12 protein-coding genes are annotated in these 20,575 nt (G+C 44.5%); all 12 read right to left on the reverse strand.

Annotated features, from left to right (window positions below; all coding sequences use genetic code 11):
- Positions 1-41 precede the first annotated feature (41 nt).
- The gene (meaB, locus tag ACUXV2_RS12550; RefSeq protein WP_446243539.1) at positions 42-1,073 is read right to left on the reverse strand and encodes a methylmalonyl Co-A mutase-associated GTPase MeaB; all 1,032 of its coding nucleotides are present in this window, start codon (positions 1,071-1,073) and stop codon (positions 42-44) included.
- On the reverse strand, positions 1,073-3,205 hold the full coding sequence (gene scpA / locus ACUXV2_RS12555) for a methylmalonyl-CoA mutase (RefSeq protein WP_446247066.1): 2,133 nt from the start codon (positions 3,203-3,205) through the stop codon (positions 1,073-1,075). The genes meaB and scpA overlap by 1 nt, the downstream gene beginning before the upstream one ends.
- A 16-nt stretch (positions 3,206-3,221) precedes the next feature.
- The gene (locus tag ACUXV2_RS12560) at positions 3,222-5,036 is read right to left on the reverse strand and encodes a methylmalonyl-CoA mutase family protein (protein WP_446243540.1); all 1,815 of its coding nucleotides are present in this window, start codon (positions 5,034-5,036) and stop codon (positions 3,222-3,224) included.
- Positions 5,037-5,258: 222 nt separating this feature from the next.
- Entirely contained in the window at positions 5,259-9,614 is a 4,356-nt protein-coding gene (locus ACUXV2_RS12565) for a S8 family serine peptidase (protein WP_446243541.1), read from the reverse strand.
- A 552-nt stretch (positions 9,615-10,166) separates the two neighbouring features.
- Entirely contained in the window at positions 10,167-11,489 is a 1,323-nt protein-coding gene (locus ACUXV2_RS12570) for a dihydrolipoamide acetyltransferase family protein (protein ID WP_446243542.1), read from the reverse strand.
- A gap of 42 nt (positions 11,490-11,531) precedes the next feature.
- Positions 11,532-12,515 (reverse strand): alpha-ketoacid dehydrogenase subunit beta, encoded by a 984-nt coding sequence (locus tag ACUXV2_RS12575; RefSeq protein WP_446243543.1) that lies wholly within the window; start codon positions 12,513-12,515, stop codon positions 11,532-11,534.
- 13 nt (positions 12,516-12,528) lie between these two features.
- Positions 12,529-13,527 carry a thiamine pyrophosphate-dependent dehydrogenase E1 component subunit alpha gene (locus ACUXV2_RS12580; protein ID WP_446243544.1) on the reverse strand — a complete coding sequence of 333 codons (999 nt, stop codon included), beginning with the start codon at positions 13,525-13,527 and terminating at the stop codon, positions 12,529-12,531.
- Between the two features lie 73 nt (positions 13,528-13,600).
- Entirely contained in the window at positions 13,601-15,025 is a 1,425-nt protein-coding gene (gene lpdA / locus ACUXV2_RS12585) for a dihydrolipoyl dehydrogenase (RefSeq protein ID WP_446243545.1), read from the reverse strand.
- 19 nt (positions 15,026-15,044) lie between these two features.
- Positions 15,045-16,151: a butyrate kinase gene (gene buk, locus ACUXV2_RS12590; RefSeq protein ID WP_446243546.1), complete on the reverse strand. Its 1,107-nt coding sequence runs from the start codon at positions 16,149-16,151 to the stop codon at positions 15,045-15,047.
- Between the two features lie 147 nt (positions 16,152-16,298).
- Positions 16,299-17,393 carry a branched-chain amino acid dehydrogenase gene (gene bcd / locus ACUXV2_RS12595; protein ID WP_446243547.1) on the reverse strand — a complete coding sequence of 365 codons (1,095 nt, stop codon included), beginning with the start codon at positions 17,391-17,393 and terminating at the stop codon, positions 16,299-16,301.
- 45 nt (positions 17,394-17,438) lie between these two features.
- Positions 17,439-18,347 (reverse strand): phosphate butyryltransferase, encoded by a 909-nt coding sequence (gene yqiS, locus ACUXV2_RS12600; RefSeq protein WP_446243548.1) that lies wholly within the window; start codon positions 18,345-18,347, stop codon positions 17,439-17,441.
- Positions 18,348-18,483: 136 nt separating this feature from the next.
- On the reverse strand, positions 18,484-20,550 hold the full coding sequence (locus ACUXV2_RS12605) for a sigma 54-interacting transcriptional regulator (protein WP_446243549.1): 2,067 nt from the start codon (positions 20,548-20,550) through the stop codon (positions 18,484-18,486).
- Positions 20,551-20,575: the final 25 nt, after the last annotated feature.

Consider the following 20,575-nt stretch of genomic DNA (forward strand, 5'->3'; position numbering starts at 1 on the left):
AAGTTAGATACTAATAAAACCTAAATTCAGATAAAACCTTATTAAGTTTGCTTGTACAAATGAAGCAACTCCTCGATTGCTTTCGAAGTGGTAAGGGCACCGTTCTTCACCTTTTCCTCCATTTGCGGAACGGCGGGCTTTATTCTTTCATCGAGGAAGAAATCTGATAGAATGCGGTCTTTTAACATGGTATAGAACCATTCTTTCTTTTGGAAGGTCCTCCTGTCCTGAAAGCTGCCGATTTCCTTCGTTTTCTCTTCAAATTCCTTTATGACATCCCACAACTCCATCAAGCCGTTTTTCTCAAGGGCGGAGCATGTATATGCCTTGGAACTCCATCCTTTCGTTGCCGGTACGAGAAAGTGGAGGATCTGGTTGAGTTCGCGTCTCGTTTTTTCTGCGAGCGGCTTATTGTCACCGTCCGCTTTATTGACGACCATTGCATCTGCGAGTTCCATGATGCCCTTCTTCATCCCTTGCAGTTCATCTCCTGCCCCGGTGATGGCGAGTAACAGGAAAAAGTCAACCATTTGTCTGACCATGACTTCACTTTGACCGACACCGACGGTTTCAATAATGATGATGTCATAACCGGCTGCTTCGCATAAAAGCAGGGTTTCATTCGTTTTCCGGTGAACACCTCCGAGGGTACCGGCTGTCGGTGACGGCCTGACAAAGGCTTTCGGATTTTTCGACAGCTGCTCCATCCTTGTCTTATCCCCTAAAATGCTGCCCCCGGATAAGGAAGAGCTGGGATCGATTGCAAGGACCGCCACCGAATGGCCCTGATGGCACAGCATTTCTCCAAACGCTTCGATAAACGTGCTTTTCCCGGCGCCCGGGACCCCCGTGATGCCGATCCGCAGGCTGTTCCCTGTATGCGGCATCACTTCCCCAAGAAGCTCCTGTCCCCATTCATAATGATGGGCAGCGTTGCTTTCAATCAAGGTGATGGCTTTTGCCAGGGAGGTGCGATCCCCTTTCAGGATCCCTTGCTTCAACGTACCGATGGAAATCGGATCTTGTTTTTTCTTTACAAATCTCCTCTTTTTTTCCGGGTGATGAGCGTCCATTATTCGGTCACTTCCTCATAACCGAGCACTTCATAAATTTCCTTGATCACTTTCTGTGCGGCGACAGGGATGATCGTGCCAGGACCGAAAACGGCCGACGCTCCGTTATCCAGCAGGAACTCATAGTCCTTCGCAGGGATGACACCGCCTACGACAACAAGGATGTCTTCCCTTCCCAGTTTTCTTAGCTCGGCCACAAGCTGGGGCAGAAGGGTTTTATGCCCGGCTGCGAGTGAACTGAAGCCAATGACGTGGACATCGTTTTCCACCGCCTGCAAAGCCGTTTCCTCCGGCGTTTGAAACAGCGGTCCGATATCAACATCGAATCCAAGATCGGCAAATGCCGTAGAGATCACTTTCGCCCCTCTGTCGTGTCCATCCTGTCCCATCTTGGCTATCAGGATTCGAGGTCTCCTTCCCTCATTCTCCAGGAATTCTTCAGTCATTTCCTGTACGACTGCAATTTCATGTTCATTCGAAAAGTTTGAACTGTACACGCCGCTGATACTCCTGATCGTCGCTTTATGCCTGCCTGATACTTTTTCGACCGCATCAGAGATTTCTCCAAGTGTGGCTCTTGCGCGTGCAGCTTCCACTGCTTTTTCGAGGAGGTTTCCTTCGCCCGTTTCCGCTGCTTTCGTCAAGGCATCCAGGGCCCTTGCAACTTCCTCTTCGTTTCTCTCTTCTTTTAACTTCTGTATTCTCTCAATCTGTTTCTGTCTCACAGCTGTATTATCAATATCAAGTGTTTCGATATCATCCTCTTTTTCCAGACGATACTTATTCACTCCAATGATCGATTCTTTACCTGAATCAATCATTGCCTGCCTTCTTGCTGCTGCTTCCTCGATCCTCATTTTCGGAAGTCCGGTTTCAATCGCTTTCGTCATTCCGCCCAGCTCTTCGATTTCTTCGATATGCTCCCAGGCTTTTTCCATAAGCTGTTCAGTCAGTGATTCGACATAATAGGAACCTGCCCATGGATCAATGACTTTTGTAATACCCGTTTCTTCTTGCAGGTATAATTGTGTATTGCGGGCAATCCGGGCAGAGAAATCTGTCGGAAGGGCAATGGCTTCATCCAATGCGTTGGTGTGAAGTGATTGTGTATGCCCCATTGCAGCCGCATGGGCTTCAAGTAAAGTACGAGTCACGTTATTGAATGGATCTTGCTCTGTCAAGCTCCATCCGGATGTCTGTGAATGGGTTCTGAGCGCCATCGATTTGGGGTTCTTCGGATTGAAGGTTTTCATCATTTTCGCCCAGATCCTTCTTGCAGCCCTCATTTTCGCCACTTCCATGAAGTAGTTCATCCCGACAGCCCAGAAGAAAGACAGACGCGGGGCGAAAGAGTCAATGTCAATTCCAGCTTTCAGTCCGGTCCTGACGTATTCAAGGCCGTCCGCCAGAGTATAGGCAAGCTCTATATCCGCAGGCGCCCCCGCTTCCTGCATATGATAGCCTGAGATACTGATGCTGTTAAACTTCGGCATGTTCTTTGACGTGTATTCAAAGATATCCGCAATGATTTTCATGGATGTTCCTGGCGGATAGATATATGTGTTCCTCACCATGTATTCTTTTAAAATATCATTTTGAATGGTGCCTGACAGTTTTTCCTGAGACACCCCCTGCTCCTCAGCGGTGACAATATAGAATGCCAAGATAGGCAGTACAGCTCCATTCATTGTCATCGATACCGACATCTGATCAAGAGGGATACCGTCAAACAAAATCTTCATATCCAGGATTGAATCAATCGCAACCCCCGCTTTTCCAACATCGCCGACCACCCGTGGATGGTCTGAATCGTACCCTCTGTGGGTCGCTAAATCAAAAGCCACAGACAGGCCCTTCTGTCCCATGCTTAAATTCCTTCTGTAGAATGCGTTACTTTCCTCTGCAGTGGAAAATCCTGCATACTGCCTGACCGTCCATGGCCTGTTCACATACATGGTCGGATATGGTCCTCTTGTGTATGGTGCTAGTCCAGGCAGATCATGACGATGTGGGATGCCTTTTGTGTCTTCCTCCGTGTAGAGGGATTTAATCGTTACGTTCTCATTTGTTTCATAGGTGCTGCCTGGTGCAGAAAGATGTTCCGCCGCCTTCGATGTTGAGTATGGATCCATTCGCTGCCAGTCGGGTTTAATCATTATTATTCTCCTCCTCCCAGATTGAAAGTAAATCATTCAGTTTATGAAGCATATTTTGTTTTTGATGGATGCATCCGTTCAATCCAAGCTGAGTCCAGTCATTCATCGTCTCTGTGTTTAATTTACCTGCGACGTCCACCTTTATCTTTGAATGATAGTTGGCCGCTGTCTGCATGATCAACGGTAACCATGCATCATATTCTTCATCTTTTCCGCAAATGACATAATAAGAATAGTTGGTTTCTTCAATGAACGTCAGGATATCCTCTTTGGTAAAACATCCATGACTAAGACGAGAATGAATGCCGCCGGTGGATAAAAATCCACTCACAAAATCCGCGCGTGCCTTGTGACTCTTCAATTCTCCCAATCCAATGATACCGGCAGCAGGTTTTCTGTCTGACATCACCAATTCTTCAGCTCTTTTTCTCAGTTTCTCAAATGGAAGTGATAGTCTGTTCTGATTCATCATTTCCACACCTGTGATTGAATCTTCCAGATTGGCATAGATGTTGGTACCGATCATGGACTGGGATCGGGTGGATAAATCAGTCACTCTCTCTTCAAGCACTTTATTCACGCTCTCCTGGATTTTTCCCTCTCTCAATAAATCCACGATCCCGCCTTCGCGATCGATGTGCTGGAATTCCTGCCATGCTTTTCTGCCTGCCTCTTCCGTAAGCCACTCCAAATAATAAGAACCACCTGCAGGATCGAACACTTTATTTAAATGAGCTTCTTCTCCCAGAATCAACTGTATATTGCGTGCCACCCTCTCAGACAATGGAGTGGTTTCCCCTTTTATCCGGTCAAAAGGATGGACAACCAAGTAATCGACGCCGCCAAGCACAGCAGAAAACGCCTCTCCGCCAGTTCGAAGCAAGTTCACATGATGATCCAGGCCGGATTTATTAAATTGTGAGGTTTCTGCACTCAAGCTGATGCTATCATCACAAACATCTTTATTGATGCCATAAGAGGAAAGAATGTCCTTCCATAGCTTTTTGAATGCTCTTATCTTGGCCACTTCCATGAAGAAGTGACTTCCGATTGAAAAATGAACATGAATCTTTTTGGCAATCTCTTCTGGGGACCAGCCCTTCTGTTGGAATGTTTCAATATAAAAGACCCCCGTGCTGAGCGCATAGGACAGCTCCTGAATGGCATTTGCCCCCCTATCATGATAAGGGGTCGTATTTATTACGATGGTTTTGATTTCCGGGAAAAGAGACGCAGCTGCAGTAACCGATTCAGCCCAATCATCAATCTCGTATTCCCCTTGTTCAAATCCGGACTCTGTGAGGGGATCAAATCCGATGACCCCCTTCAGCTCTTTTAGGACCTCATCACTTGCTGCCAGAGAGGACATTTGATCGAGTACGGCATCATTGTTTTTCTCGATGTTAAAAAACGGCAGGGCTTCGCCTTCGAACCTTTTGACAAAGGTTTCAAATCCTTCTCCAAACTCCATTCCTTCTATTGAAAATGACAAGCAGTTCTGTCCCCTTGAAACTGCCTGATGAAGGGCTTGTGTCACTTCCCCCCACGTCTTCCCTTTTACTTTCTGAGCGATCCTCCACTCGTTAATGGTAGAAATTTTATTATTTATAGCAGGTATATAAGCATCCACACGGTTGATGGCCGGAAGATCTTCTTCGGTAAATAGAGGTTTAAGGTCGATCCCCTCATACGTTTTCGTATGTAACGTTTCTACACTTCTCCCTTTCAATGCTTTTTCAGCCGCTTCCTGCCATTCTTGCAGACTGGCAGAATTGAATGTTTGGTTTTTCATCTCACTAAGCTTCATAATACCCCTCTTTCACTCCGCATTTTTGTAATCGTTTTCAAATTGATGTTTACTTTCCCCTTTGACTTTCTTTTTCTTCTGATCATTTTTTGATGAAAATTCAAAATTTTTATTCTAATACTATTTTAGTATATAAAAAAACGACGGTATCTTCAATCATCATCAATGAAAGCACCAAAACTAAAAAGAAGAGCTGACCCTGTCAGCTCTTCCCTGATACTATTACTTTTTGGTGTTAAGGAACAACTTCCCTTCTGCTCTCTTCGTCGTTACATTGCCATATTCATCGGCAACTTTCACTTCGATGAGTGCTCCTGATGCTTTCACATTATCAGTTGCTGTATAGTAACCTACATAATGTCCCTCAGAGATTTCCCTCATTGGGAGCTCATTGGCATTTGTAAGTTGTGCCCCTGCATTGGTAAGAGGCATTAAAATGGTAAATACAGCATCAAGGTCAGCTTCACTATCAAACTCGATTTTTACTGATTGACCTTTTTTGAGGTATTTATCTTCTGCAGGAAGGAGATTCTCAATTTCTATATCCCCAAACTTAGCAAATACCGTTACGCTTTGCTCTGTTTCATTACCTGCTTTGTCCCTCGCTACTACGGTGATGACGTTTTCTCCTTCATCAAGCAGCATTCTATGACTGAAGCTTCCTTCTTCCACTTCAGCATCCTGACCATTGACTTTGATCGATTCAAGGTTTTCTTCTGTGAAGTTTCCTTCCACTGTAATCGCTTCACGATTAATCTTCAAATCGTTTTCAGGTGAAGTGATTTCCAGTTCGGGAACTACTTGATCGAGAGTAACTGTGACTGGTTCTGATGCTGGAGTCATACCTTGTTCAGTGGAAGCTTTTGCTGTAAGAGTATTTACTCCGTCGTTTAGTGCAACTTCTGCTGAGAAAGTACCATCTTCCTGGGTTTCAGCAACAGCTGCTTCCTCTCCTCCATTAAACACATGAACAGTCGTGGTAGGAGCTGAAGTACCTTCGACTGTAACAGAATCTTGATTCGTAAATGATTCATTTTCAGGCGAAGTGATGACCGGTGCTGTTACTTCATAGTTTACAGTGGCACGGATCATATAATTCCCTTCATCCTCAGGAGAAGGAGACCATGCACCGCCAACGAGTTGCCAGCTGCGAGCAGCATATTCGCCGTCTTCATCGGTCCCTAGTCCAGGTGCATTAGGGTTTGGTGCTGATTGGATGTAGACCATATAGAAGTCTCCATCGACGATGATTCCTTGTTCACTAAGATCAACATGCGTCCATTCGCCATTTCTCAGGGCAGTTGCATCAAATGGACCTGCAAGTTTCTTACCAGGTGCTCCGTCCGTTCCTGAAGCATCATATACAGCCACTTTGAAGTCTGTTCCGCCCGGCACCGGCCATTCGGTATCCCAGAACCGGAACAGTCCGCCCGTTACCATCGCAGAATCATTTCCGTCTTCCAGAGACATCTTAACGGCCCAGCCATTACCTGCATCATAGAATGCACGTGCGTTTTCTGCCGTTCCGTCATCGTATCCGATTTCTCCAGGATATCCGATGAATGGTTCTAGTGAAACATCCGCTGTAGCAGCTTCCCCGCCTTCAATCGTCACACTCACTTCTTGACTGTAGTAGTAAGGTGCAACGACTTTAAGCGTGTAGTCACCTTCATAGGCTTCGAGTTCATATTCACCGTCTGCATTCGTTTCAACCGGTGTCACGACGGCATCTTCCATCAGGAATACCGTAGCTCCTTCAACAGGTTCACCTGTTACTTGATTTGTAACGATTCCTGAGACAGTTCCACGAGGGATTTCCTCCAGCGTGAAATTGGCTGTAGATATTCCGTCCGCTTCCACTGTTACACTTTGTGTCTGTGATCTGTAGCCGTAAGTTGAAGCTTGTAGCGTGAATTCTCCCGCTGCATGCGTCATTTGATAAGATCCGTCTGCAGGGTTCGTGTAAGCAGAGCGCCCTGTCTCAAGTACAGTCACCTCAGCCTGTAAAGGTAATAATGCCGGTGCAGGTGCAGTACCATCCGCAGCCTCTCCCTTAACAGGTTTCGCCATTTCGATCTTAGCAGGGTTCACACTAGGTTTCTCGGAAACCGATGAAGAGCTGTCACTCTTCGACTCCAATCCCAACTGAGCTTTACCAGCCGGAATAATGGATTCCGCACTCAATTTGACATCATCCAGATACCAGCCTTTTTTGACGACACTTCCATCTGTTGTCACATTGAACGCTACGTAAACACGCTGGCCAGCATAAGCACTTAAGTCAACTTCGCCATCCACCCAGCCGTTTGTCACATTGTTTACGCGAAGAGCCTGTGTCCAGTTCTCTCCATCCGTAGACACAAATACATGACCGTAATCGTAATTTCGTTCTAGTTCATGCCACTGCTTGAACTGCAGGTAGCTGTTTCCTTCCGGCAGATCGATCGGAGGCATTTGCAGGGACATATTTGCTCTATTATCGTAATTTCCATCTAGATTAGTGGCATACACTTTCTCTCCGGAAACTGCGCTCTCAGGACCTGTAGTCGGAACACCCCACTCCCAACTGTTTGCTTCTCCATAGGAAGTCCAGCCTGCCGGGGAAGATTCAAAGTCCTGCTCATATCCTACTGTGATTCCAGGTAATAAAGGAACCGTGTACGTGTCACTTTCAACTTCATTCCCGCCGAAGTCCAACGCACTCCACTTGTAATTTACACTGTCACCGGTTAAATCTTCACCAGGTATGACTGCTTCGTAGGAACCCTCTTTGTAGTCGCCTGATGTTCTTGAAGCCTCAATCGAAACCCATTCTCCATCCGCGTTTTGATAGTTAAGCGAGACATTCGTTACACTGACGTTATCGCTTACATCCGCTTGAAGCGGTAAATTCATTTCTTTAAATGCTTCTGCAGGGGCATTATGTGAAATGGCTGGTGCTTCAGTATCATCTCCTTCTTTCGATACATTACCTTCAATCTTACCGATACCGCTCATGACTGACGATACGGCATCAAATGCGTTAACAAGCCCATGGCCATATCCATTATTCGGAGACTCAGGGAATGTACCATCAGTTAATGGGATTGCCGTCGCCATTAATATTTCTTCAATATCATCAACAGTCAAGTCTGAATTGACCTGTCTTAACAGTGCGGCAACCGCCGATACGTGAGGGCCAGCCATTGATGTGCCATTCCAGCCGCCTTCATAATTACTGCCTGGAACGGATGAACGAATGTTCACACCTGGTGCTGAGATTTCAGGTTTCACCTCATCATAAGGAGACGGCCCTTGTAAAGAAAATCCAGCAAGATTATTACTGCTGTCAGTCGCTCCTGTTGCAAATGACTCAGGATAGTTTGCCGGTGTTGCAACCGAACCTGGTCCCCCAGGATTGAATAAAGTAGTATTTCCTGCCGAGAACTCAGGGAAGATTTCCGCCGCTCTCCATGCAGCAACCATGTCGCGGTACCATTCATCTAAGCCAGGTCCGCCTCCCCAAGAGTTATTGACTACATCCGGAGCCATTTCAGGATGTGGATTCCCTTCTGCATCAGTTGGTGCAAGGATCCATTCTCCTGCGGCAAGTAAATCGACATCTGTTCCACCATTGGCTGTGAATGCTTTAACCGCGATCCACTTCGCTCCCGGGGCTACACCGATCTGGTTATTCCCATCCGGTTCAGAACCTACCATTGTACCCGTTACATGGGTACCATGCCCCTGATCATCATATGGAGTGCCCTGACCTGCTGTTGCATCGAACCAGTTGAATTCATTGTCAGGAGTATCCGGATTCTGTGGATCATACCCTCTGTATTTTTCTTTTAATGCCGGGTGATTCCATTGAACACCGGTATCGATGGAAGCTACAACTGTACCAGCACCGTCTATTCCCATATCCCATACTGCCGGTGCACCGATCTGTTCGATGTTCCACTCAATGGAAGCAGGATTATTGTCCGCTTTTTCAGCCTTCTTTACATCCAGAGTTGCAGCAGAACCTTCTGCTTTAACCGGCTGGATGAGCTGGCGTGTTTCATTCGGTAAAATTTTCGCCACTTCAGGAAAATGAGCGATTTTCTCCATGACTTCCTTCGTACTTGTAACTGCCATACCATTTACTACGTAAAAGTCTTTTACGTTTTTAACGGCACCGCTCTTTTTCTCTTTGTTTAAGTATTTTTTCACTTCTGCTTGAGTTTCAAGTGCAGTGGCACGCAGCTCTGAAACAACCATATTCCGCTTCAGCAGCTTTTTACCGTTTGCTGTAAGCTTTTGTTTCTCGGCTTTTTCAGCCGCTTTTTTCGCTACGCCCTTAGTGTCCACCTGCTCCTTGAACTTCACTAAGTATGTGACGTGCTTATCTTTCTTGAATTGATCTTGCAATGTTGATGTGATCTTCGATTGTGGACTTACTTTTGCAGTATCATTTACTGATGTAGAAGCTTTGCCTTTTGCCAGACTTGGCATTGAAGTACTTGCAGCGTTTGAGTTAAATGGAAACATTAATGGAATGAACATTACTAGGGTCAATAGAATTGAAAACCACTTTCTTTTACTTCTTCCCCTCATTTAATTCCCTCCCGAATTTAAGTGATGTTTCCTTCCAAGATTCCCCCCCTTTAGTTCATTCACCTGGTAAAATGTAGGTGTTACACCAAAGATAACCAAGTGTAATTGTAAAATGTTGTAATTTATTGTCGTTTTAAATCTGAATTTTCAGAAAATGAACGAATAGTCTGATTCCAACATTTTCTATAAAGGATGAAAGTCACACGTATTCCATAATTTCAGGAATAATAGTTGATTTCAGGTAAAAAAAACGGGGGTAAATAGGCAGGGGTCCTGCAGCACAAAAAAATTGTTTTAAAAAAATAAGAAATAGGGGATAGGCTAATTTATTCAAGGAATCCTATTGCAAACAAAGTACTACGTGAAAAAGTAATTTTCATTGAAGATTATTCTTCTGGGAATATTCCGGTACTATATCCCAGGATTTAAAGGAAGTAAGTACTTCGATCAAGGAAATAATATCCATCTGTTAAAAACAGAAAGAGGACTAACCGCTCAGGTTAGTCCTCTTTCGAACCCGGATTACCTCATTTACAAGGTAAAGTCCGATTATTAATATACAGAAGTGTTTTCTTTAGATGTATTCTCCAAAATTTCTTTAATTCTTTGCAGGAATCGGCCGCAAACCAGGCCGTCAAGTACACGGTGATCCAGTGACATACATAGGTTCACCATATCGCGTACGGCAATCATGCCATTATTCATAACGACAGGACGTTTTACGATTGATTCAACTTGAAGGATCGCAGCCTGTGGATAGTTGATAATACCCATCGATTGGACAGAGCCGAAAGACCCGGTATTATTCACTGTAAAGGTTCCACCCTGCATATCTTCTGATTTCAGCTTGCCGCTTCGGACTTTTCCAGCAAGGTCCGTGATTTCGCGGGCAATGCCTTTGATCGTTTTTTCATCTGCATTTTTAATGACAGGAACGAATAGTGCATCATCCGTCGCAACAGCGATCGAGATATTGATGTCTTTCTTCTGGATGATTTTATCCCCTGCCCACATTGAATTGATTTGCGGGAATTCTTTAAGGGCTTGTGATACAGCTTTAACAAAGAAAGCAAAGAATGTCAGGTTAAAGCCTTCGCGCTGTTTGAATTCGGTCTTGAGTGAATTCCTATATTCCACAAGATTTGTAACATCGACTTCCATCATTGTCCAAGCGTGAGGAGCTTCATGCTTGCTTCTTACCATATTGGAAGCGATCGCCTTTCTAATCCCTGTTACCGGGATTTCGATATCTCCAGGCATGACCGGCACATTCGGCGCAGGTGCTGCCTGCTTCTGGGATGCAGCCGGCTGTGCTTGTTCTTTTACTGGTGCAGGCGCTGCTTCCGCTTGTTGTGATGCAGGTGCGTCTGCAGCTTTAGGGATATTGCCAGACTCGATGATCTTTTTAAGATCTTTTCTTGTAATGCGGCCGCCGTTACCGGACCCTTCCACCTGATTCAAGTCGATATCGTGCTCTTGAGAAAGCTTCAATACAGCTGGTGAATATCTAGCTTTATTTCCAGCTTCTTTCTTAGGTGCCTGCGAATTCATCGCAGGTGCCTGTGAAGGTTTCTCACCGGCAGTTTCCTTCTTCTCTTCTTTTGGAGCATCCTCCGAAGGAGCTGAGCCGGCCCCTTCCACTTCGATTGAACAGATGAATTCGCCGACTTCCAATGTATCCCCTTCTTCAGCGATCAATTCTTTGATTGTCCCAGTAAACGAGGATGGAACTTCAGCGTTTACTTTATCTGTCTGAACCTCTGCAATCGGATCATATTTATTTACAGTATCACCTGGCGATACCAGCCATTTACTAATTGTACCTTCTGTAACACTTTCCCCTAACTGCGGCATCTTCATATTTTCTATACCCATGAGGAACCCTCCTAACGTTTTGCATTCAGTGTGTTTGATGGATTAAAATTCTGCCAGCTCACGCATAGCTTTTTCTACTTTGTCCGGGTTGATCATAAAGTATTTTTCCATTGTAGGAGCATATGGCATTGCAGGAACATCAGGTCCGGCAAGACGTTTGATTGGAGCATCGAGTTCGAATAAGCAATTTTCTGCGATGATTGCAGAAACCTCACCCATGATGCTTCCTTCTTTGTTATCTTCCGTCACAAGAAGTACTTTACCTGTCTTAGAAGCTGCTTCGATGATTGCTTCTTTATCTAACGGATAAATTGTTCTTAAATCAAGGATGTGCGATTCAATTCCATCCTGGGCAAGCTTTTCTGCTGCCTGCAGGGCAAAGTGAACGGATAATCCGTATGTGATGACCGTGATGTCCTCACCTTCACGTTTAACGTCCGCTTTCCCGATTGGAAGCGTATAATCGTCTTCAGGTACTTCACCTTTGATCAAGCGGTATGCACGTTTATGTTCGAAGAATAAAACCGGATCTTCGTCACGGATAGCCGCCTTCAATAAACCTTTTACGTCATACGGAGTCGATGGCATCACGATTTTCAAACCTGGCTGATTGGCAAATACAGCTTCGACCGATTGAGAGTGATATAGTGCCCCGTGAACTCCTCCCCCATAAGGTGCACGGATGACCATCGGGCAGCTCCAGTCATTATTTGAGCGGTAACGGATACGTGCAGCTTCAGAAATAATCTGGTTAACAGCCGGCATGATGAAATCGGCAAATTGCATTTCTGCAATCGGTCTCATGCCGTACATCGCAGCACCGATCCCTACCCCTGCGATTGCAGATTCAGCAAGTGGAGTGTCGATGACGCGTTCCTCCCCGAATTGATCATACAGTCCGTGAGTCGCTTTGAATACTCCGCCTTTTTTCCCGACATCTTCTCCAAGCACGAATACTTTCTCGTCTCGTTCCATTTCTTCTCTAATTGCCATTGTTACGGCATCAATGTATGAAATTACTGGCATAATCTATTCCCCCTTACTTCTCTTCTGCGTACACATACTTCATTGCTGATTCAGCTTCAGCATATGGAGCGTTTTCTGCATAGTCTGTTGCTTCGTTCACTTGCTTCATCACACGATCGTTGATTTCTTTTTCAAGCTCATCGTTCATGACGCCCGTTTCTTTCAGATACGCGCCGAATGTAATAATCGGATCGTTCGTCTTCGCTTTTGCCACTTCATCAGGAGAACGATAGCTTCGGTCGTCATCGTCTGAAGAGTGAGGAGTCAAACGGTATGAAACGGTTTCGATCAGCGTAGGACCTTCTCCGCGGCGGCCGCGGTCTGCTGCTTCTTTAACCGCTTTATATACTTCAAGAGGATCATTTCCATCAACCGTATATCCAGGCATACCGTACCCGATTGCTCGGTCCGATACATTTTCACATGCCAATTGTTTTTCAATTGGAACAGAGATAGCGTATTTATTGTTTTCACACATAAAAACAACCGGAAGCTTATGTACACCAGCGAAGTTAGCGCCTTCATGGAAGTCACCCTGGTTGGAAGAACCTTCTCCAAATGTTACGAACGTAACCAGGTCTTTCTTTTCCATCTTACCAGCGAGCGCAATTCCGACAGCGTGAGGAACCTGAGTAGTAACAGGGGAAGAACCGGTCACGATGTTATTTTTCTTTTGGCCGAAGTGACCAGGCATCTGGCGTCCGCCTGAGTTGGGATCCTCTGCCTTGGCGAAACCGGAAAGCATCAATTCCTGTGGAGTCATACCGAACGTAAGGACAACCCCCATGTCACGGTAATAAGGCAGTACATAATCTTTTTCCTTGTCCAGTGCAAAGGCAGCCCCAATTTGTGCAGCCTCTTGACCTTGACATGAAATAACGAAAGGAATTTTACCAGATCGGTTCAATAACCACATACGTTCATCAATTTTCCTTGCAAGTAGCATCGTTTCATACATTTCTAATACTTTTTCATTCGAGAGACCTAATTCTTCATGACGATTCTCTGCCATATTTTTTTACCTCCTGCGGGTTAAAGTCTATATGTGAGGGAGAAGCCTTTCTCCCTCGAATTCAATAATGATTTTATGAATGGATCGCTTTGCCATCCACTGCGAGTGCAGCTTCCCCAATTGCTTCCGATAGAGACGGATGCGGGTGGATGGTATGACCGATTTCCCATGGTGTTGCATCCAGTACACGCGCAAGTCCTGCTTCAGAAATCATATCTGTTACATGAGGACCGATCATGTGGACGCCAAGAATATCGTCGGTTTCCTTATCAGCAATGATCTTTACGAATCCATCAGATTCACCATATACAAGCGCTTTCCCAATGGCTCTGAAGCTGAATTTCCCTATCTTTAGTTCAAAGCCTTTTTCTTTCGCCTCTTGTTCGGTCATTCCTACGCTGGCAATTTCCGGGTTGCTGTATATACACTTTGAAATAAGTGAGTAATCAATTGGATGCGGATTTTCATTTGCCATATGCTCGACCGCTGTAATACCCTCATGAGAAGCGACATGAGCAAGTTGAAGACCTCCTATGACATCACCGATAGCGTAAATATGCGATTCTTTCGTTTGGAAGAAATCATTCACTTCAACAAAGCCCTTTTCCACTTTTATGTCGGTATTTTCCAGGCCAATTCCCTCTACATTTGCCTGTCTGCCAACCGAGACAAGGATCTTTTCAGCAGTGAAGGATTTTTCTTCGCCTTTATGTTCAGCATTGATCGTTACAGTACCGTCCCCTTTTTGAAGGGATTCCGAAAGCACTTTTGCACCTGTCACGATTTTAACGCCTTTTTTCTTCATCAAACGCTGCATTTCTTTTGAAATTTCATGGTCTTCCGTCGGTACGATCTTGTCGGCGTACTCAACCACTGTCACTTCGACGTCAAAGTCCGATAACATGGAAGCCCACTCGATACCGATTACACCTCCGCCGACAATGATGATTGATTTTGGCAGCTGCTCAAGTGAAAGTGCCTCATCCGAAGACAGGACATACTCTCCATCGATATCCAGACCCGGAAGTGAACGGGGCCTTGATCCTGTCGCGACAATGACATTTTTCGGGATCAGCATTTCATTCTCTTCACCGTTGTTCATCTCAACTGAAATCGTACCAGGCATTGGTGAAAAAATAGAAGGGCCAAGGATTCGCCCGATTCCCTCAAATACATCGATCTTGCCTTGTTTCATCAAGTGCTGGACTCCTTTATGAAGCTGTTCGACAATTCCATCCTTGCGGGATTGGACTTTTTCAAAATCCAGTTCCACACCGTTGATCTTTACACCGAAGCTGTCACTGTGCTTAGCAGTGGCATACACCTCAGCACTGCGCAGAAGTGCTTTACTTGGAATGCATCCTCTATGGAGACAAGTTCCTCCTAGCTTCCCTTTTTCAACGATTGCTGTCTTCAAACCTAATTGTGATGCGCGGATAGCGGCAACATAACCGCCGGTGCCCCCGCCCAGAATGACTAAATCATATTCTTGTGCCAATGCTGCATCCTCCTCAATCTTATACTGTTGCTTCTTCTTTAATCGTACCTGGGTAAACTTTATAGCTTTCTTCCTCTTTAAGGACTCTGAGTGCACCTTCAGCCAATGCCTGCAGTTCATTCTCCCCAGGATGTATAATCACATCTGCTATCCAGTTGATGCGTTCTTGAATAGCCTTGACGAATTCTTTACCATATGCGAGTCCGCCTGTCAGGACGATGGCATCGACCTTACCTTTCAGCACCGCACTGGCAGAACCGATTTCCTTGGCAATTTGATATGCCATGGCGTCGTATACTTTCTTCGCTTTTTCATCACCGTTTTCAATCATTTTTTCTACTTTTACAGCATCACTTGTGCCAAGATACCCTACCAATCCACCTTGACCGACCAGCTTCTTCATGATTTCATCACGGTAATAATCACCTGAGAAGCATAGATCGACCAAATCTCCTGCAGGTACTGTACCAGCTCTCTCAGGACTGAAAGGACCGTCTCCATGCAACCCATTGTTCACATCGATCACTTTTCCGTTTTGATGGGTACCGACGGTGATACCTCCGCCCATATGAGTAATGATCAAATTAAGTTCTTCATATTTCTTGTCTAATTGCTTTGCGACTCTTCTTGCTACAGCTTTTTGATTTAATGCATGAAAGATACTTTTTCGTTCGATTAACGAAAATCCGGATATCCTTGCCAAAGGCTGAAGCTCGTCCACTACGACAGGATCGACGATATATGAAGGTATATTCAGTCCGGATGCAATTTCAAAAGCCAATATGCCGCCAAGATTGGAAGCATGTTGACCGGAAAAACCTTCTCTAAGATCCTTAAGCATTTCATCGTTAACTAAATATGTTCCGCCTTCAATCGGTCTTAATAATCCTCCGCGGCCGCAGACCGCACTTAACTTGCTGATATTGATTCCTTCTTCATCCAGCGTTTGAAGGATGGTATTTTTACGGAATTCATATTGATCGATGATATTTGGAAATTCGTTTATCTTTTCCGTTTCATGACGGATCGTTTTTTCAAAAATGGACCGATCTTCATCAAACACACCAATCTTTGTTGATGTCGATCCGGGATTTATGACTAATATTCGATGTTTCGTTTCCTGCACTGCTGTTACCTCCATTTGGGTAGCTGTAATATGTTGTTCTGTATTGAAATTTCCCCCTATGACAGATAACCCCTTGTTCCCATCTATACCTTGTAACCAGGTAAGAAACGCTTCACTTCGAAGAAGTCAAGCGTCCTGTATTTTTTATCAGCGTCTGCTTAAAATATGTTGTCCGTTTTGTAAGAATTGGCTTCTTGAACGACGCATCTTTTCAATTCTTTCTTCTGCCATACGGTCTGCAGCTACATAAGTAGGGATGTTATCACGCTTCGCAATTTCAATTACGCGCTCAACGTTGTTGTATACCTGCTCTACTTTTTTCATAGCTCTTTCGCTGTTATAACCGTAAAGTTCGTCGGCTACATTGATTACGCCACCGGCATTGATTACATAATCCGGAGCATAAACAATGCCCATCTCATGAATAGCATCTCCATGACGGGTTTCTTTTAATTGATTATTTGCAGCCCCGGCAATTACTTTAGCCTTGATTTGTGAAATTGTATCATCATTGATGATCGCCCCTAAAGCACACGGTGCGAAAATGTCACAATCCACACTGTAAATGTCAGATGGATCAACTGCTTTTGCACCAAAGTCGTTTACTGCACGGTCTACAGACTCTTTATGGATATCCGTCACGATAAGGTTTGCACCTTCTTCATGAAGATGTTTACACATGTTGTATGCTACGTTTCCTACACCCTGTACTGCGATCGTCTTACCTTCAAGTGAATCCGTACCGAACGCTTCTTTTGCAGCAGCCTTCATACCGCGGTATACGCCGTATGCTGTTACAGGAGAAGGGTTTCCTGAAGAGCCGAATGCAGGAGAAATACCAGTTACATAATCCGTTTCTTCGTGGATCAGATCCATATCAGCCACAGTAGTACCTACATCCTCCGCTGTAATGTAACGGCCATTCAGTCCTTGGATATAACGTCCGAATGCACGGAACATTTCTTCATTTTTGTCTTTGCGCGGATCACCGATGATAACGGTTTTCCCACCGCCAAGGTTAAGGCCGGCAGCAGCATTCTTGTAAGTCATTCCTCTCGCTAAACGAAGGGCATCTTCGATTGCTGCTTCTTCGGATTCATATGTCCACATGCGGGTACCGCCAAGTGCAGGACCGAGAGTCGTATCATGAATCGCAATGATTGCTTTCAAACCAGATACTTCGTCTTGACAAAATACTAATTGCTCATAATCGTAGTTTTCCATATAGCTAAAGATTTTCATTATAATTTCCTCCCCAGGATCATTTAAGTAATTTTAAAATCAATTTTAATTATTTGAAGCAGAGCATATCGCCAGTGCAAGTGAATATAATTTACTTTCCGCACTGTCCGCTCTGGATGTTAACACAATCGGTGCTTTTGCCCCGGCAATCACAGCTCCTACTTTTGCTTTGGCAAAGTAAATGAGTGATTTGTATAATGCATTTCCGGTTTCAATATTCGGGACGAGTAAAATATCTGCTTGTCCAGCTACTTCACTTTGGATCCCTTTATGTTCAGCTGCATGATGTGAGATCGCATTATCAAGGGCAAGAGGACCATCCACTACGCACCCTTTGATTTGACCTCTTTTATTCATCATCGTAAGAGAGGCGGCATCAACGGTCGCCTGCATGGCAGGATTCACTGCTTCCACTGCAGCAAGCGGCGCCACTTTAGGCATTGAAACACCAATTGAAGATGCGACGCTGACTGCATTTTCAATGATTTGAGTCTTTTGATTCAAATCAGGTGTGATGTTCATGGCTGCATCTGTCACAAACACCAGTTTATTAAAGCCTGACACTTCAAATGCCGCTACATGAGAGAGGACATTACCAGTACGAAGTCCCCATTCTTTATTCAATACAGCTTTTAAAATGACTGCAGTAGGTACGTTCCCTTTCATCAAGGCACCAGCTTCGTTTTCCCTGACAGCTTTCACAGCCAATTCAGCTGCTTTCAGAGGGGAAGCCGCATGTTTGATTTTTACCGCTTCATTCGACTTTAAATGCGGTACATTTTCTTCTATTATGGCTTCGATCTTTTCTTTGTCTCCAAATAAAATAAATTCGGCCATATCCCTGTCTACTGCCATTCCGACAGCCCCAAGCACTTCTTTATCTTCTGCCGCCGCTACAGCTACAACAGAATGTTCTTTTTGGGTTGCTTTTTCCACTAAAGACTGTAGATTCATGAATGTATGTTTCAACCCCTTCAATAAAAATTTGTTCCCACTTTACATACATGCAAGAAGCGTGCCAACTTTTAAAACCTTGAAAACGCTTCATTTCGACATATATTATCGTGCAATTTATTTCACACCGTGCAATTTATTTCATGCTATTTGTTTCAATGTTATATTTTTCAAGCTTATAATACAAATTCCTGACTGAAACATTCAATGTTTTAGCAGTAGCTGTTTTATTACCATTATTCTGCTCTAAAACTTCTTGAATTATCTTTCTTTCATATTTTTCAAGCTGAGAATTCAAATCCATAAGAGCCGGTGCTGGTCCGCGCTTTTTCCCACCTTCTTCTTTATCAACCTTTTCCAGCGGCGGAAGGTGGTGCAAATCGATTAACGTCTCATTATAATTCATAAAAATCATCGCACGTCCAAGAACATTCTCAAGTTCCCTTACATTTCCAGGCCAGTGATATTCCATCAGCCTGTTGACGGCATTTTCAGTAATACCGTCAACATTCCTTCCGTAGTCCTGATTGAGCTTGGTAATCAGACTTTCAGCAATGAGAGGAATGTCCTTCCTACGATTTCTTAGTGGAGGGATTTGAATAGGCATCCTGTTCAGACGGTAATACAGATCCTCCCTGAAGGACCCGTCGGCAATCCCTTTTTCCAGATTGACATTTGTTGCAGCTATCACCCGTACATTAATGCTGATCGACTTCGTGCCCCCGACCCGGACGATTTCATTTTCCTGCAGCACCCTCAATAATTTCGCTTGGGTATTTGCGCTTAGTTCTCCGATTTCATCCAAGAATATGCTTCCTTTATCAGCTTCTTCGAATAACCCTCGTTTACCTCCGCGTTTTGCACCAGAGAATGCACCTTCTTCATATCCAAACAATTCACTTTCGAGCAGACTTTCCGATAACGCCGCACAGTTCACACGCAGAAACTTACTGAATTTACGATCACTTGCATTATGTATGGCGTGTGCAAATAATTCCTTACCCGTTCCCGACTCTCCCCTCAATAAGACAGTTGCCGGGGTTTTCGCTCCAAGTTTCGCTTGTTCGACCGCTATCTGCATTTCTTCAGATTCCCCGATGATATCCTCAAACATATATTTTGCTTCAAGAGTACGGATGATCCTTCTCGCCCTGTCCAGTTCCTGTGTCAGTGACTGGATTTCCGACATGTCATGGATGACACCGACACTCCCTTTCAACTTACCGTTGACTATGATAGGAGCGACATTCACGATGACCTCTTTGCGTTTAGGTCCCACTCTCATCTTCGTTCCACGGATCGCTCTTCTTGTTTGGAGCACTTTCAAGTGAATACTTTCACCTTCAGAAATATCAGCGGTAGCAGGCTTGCCGATAACCTCATCACGGGTCAGCCCCGTAATCCTCGTATAAGCAGGATTGATCATGATTCCCTTTCCTTCTTCGTCAACCACTGAAATGGCATCATCACTTGAATGTATGATAGCTTCAAGCATAGTCTGGATTTCTTTCAAATTTGTTATTTCTTCTGCCAGATTCACGACTTCAGTAATATCCTTGAAGACAGTGAATGCCCCTATGACCTCTTCGTTTTCCGTTATCATCGGAATTCGATTAGAAATGATTTTCAATCCATTTTCCAAAACCACTTCCTGATTGACTTCGGTTCTCCTGGTTTCAAGCGTAGTGGTGAGCTTGCTTTCAGGAATCACTTCGTTAATATGTTTACCGATTACATATTCACTGTTAATCCCTATCATACGTTCAGCACTTTTGTTGAACAGCATGACAATTCCTTTAGAATCTATGCCGACCATGCCATCATCGGTCGAATTAAAAATCAAATCCCTTTTAAACGATTCACTGGTCAATTGATGGATGAGATCTTCTTTTTCTTCAAGCAGTTTAGATATAAGAAACGCTACGCTCCCTGGTATGAGAACAGTGTTTTTCCCTCTCGCTTCTCTCACATCTTCAAATACTTGTTGATCTCCGGTGACTTCAATCACAATATCAACAGAATCCTGCAGGAATTCCCTCCAGTCTCTTCCGTAAGGGATCCCCCACTCTTTTGCCAGACGCAGCCCCATCGCATCCTCATTCAAATCCGTTATGGCAATGACTTTCATCAATGAGACTTCGTGGAGGATCTTCAAAATGGCCGTACCACCTTTACCTCCGCCTATGATTAGAACGTTTTGCAATTTTTTTCACCTCTAAATAGGATAT

Source organism: Rossellomorea sp. NS-SX7, assembly GCF_052828565.1.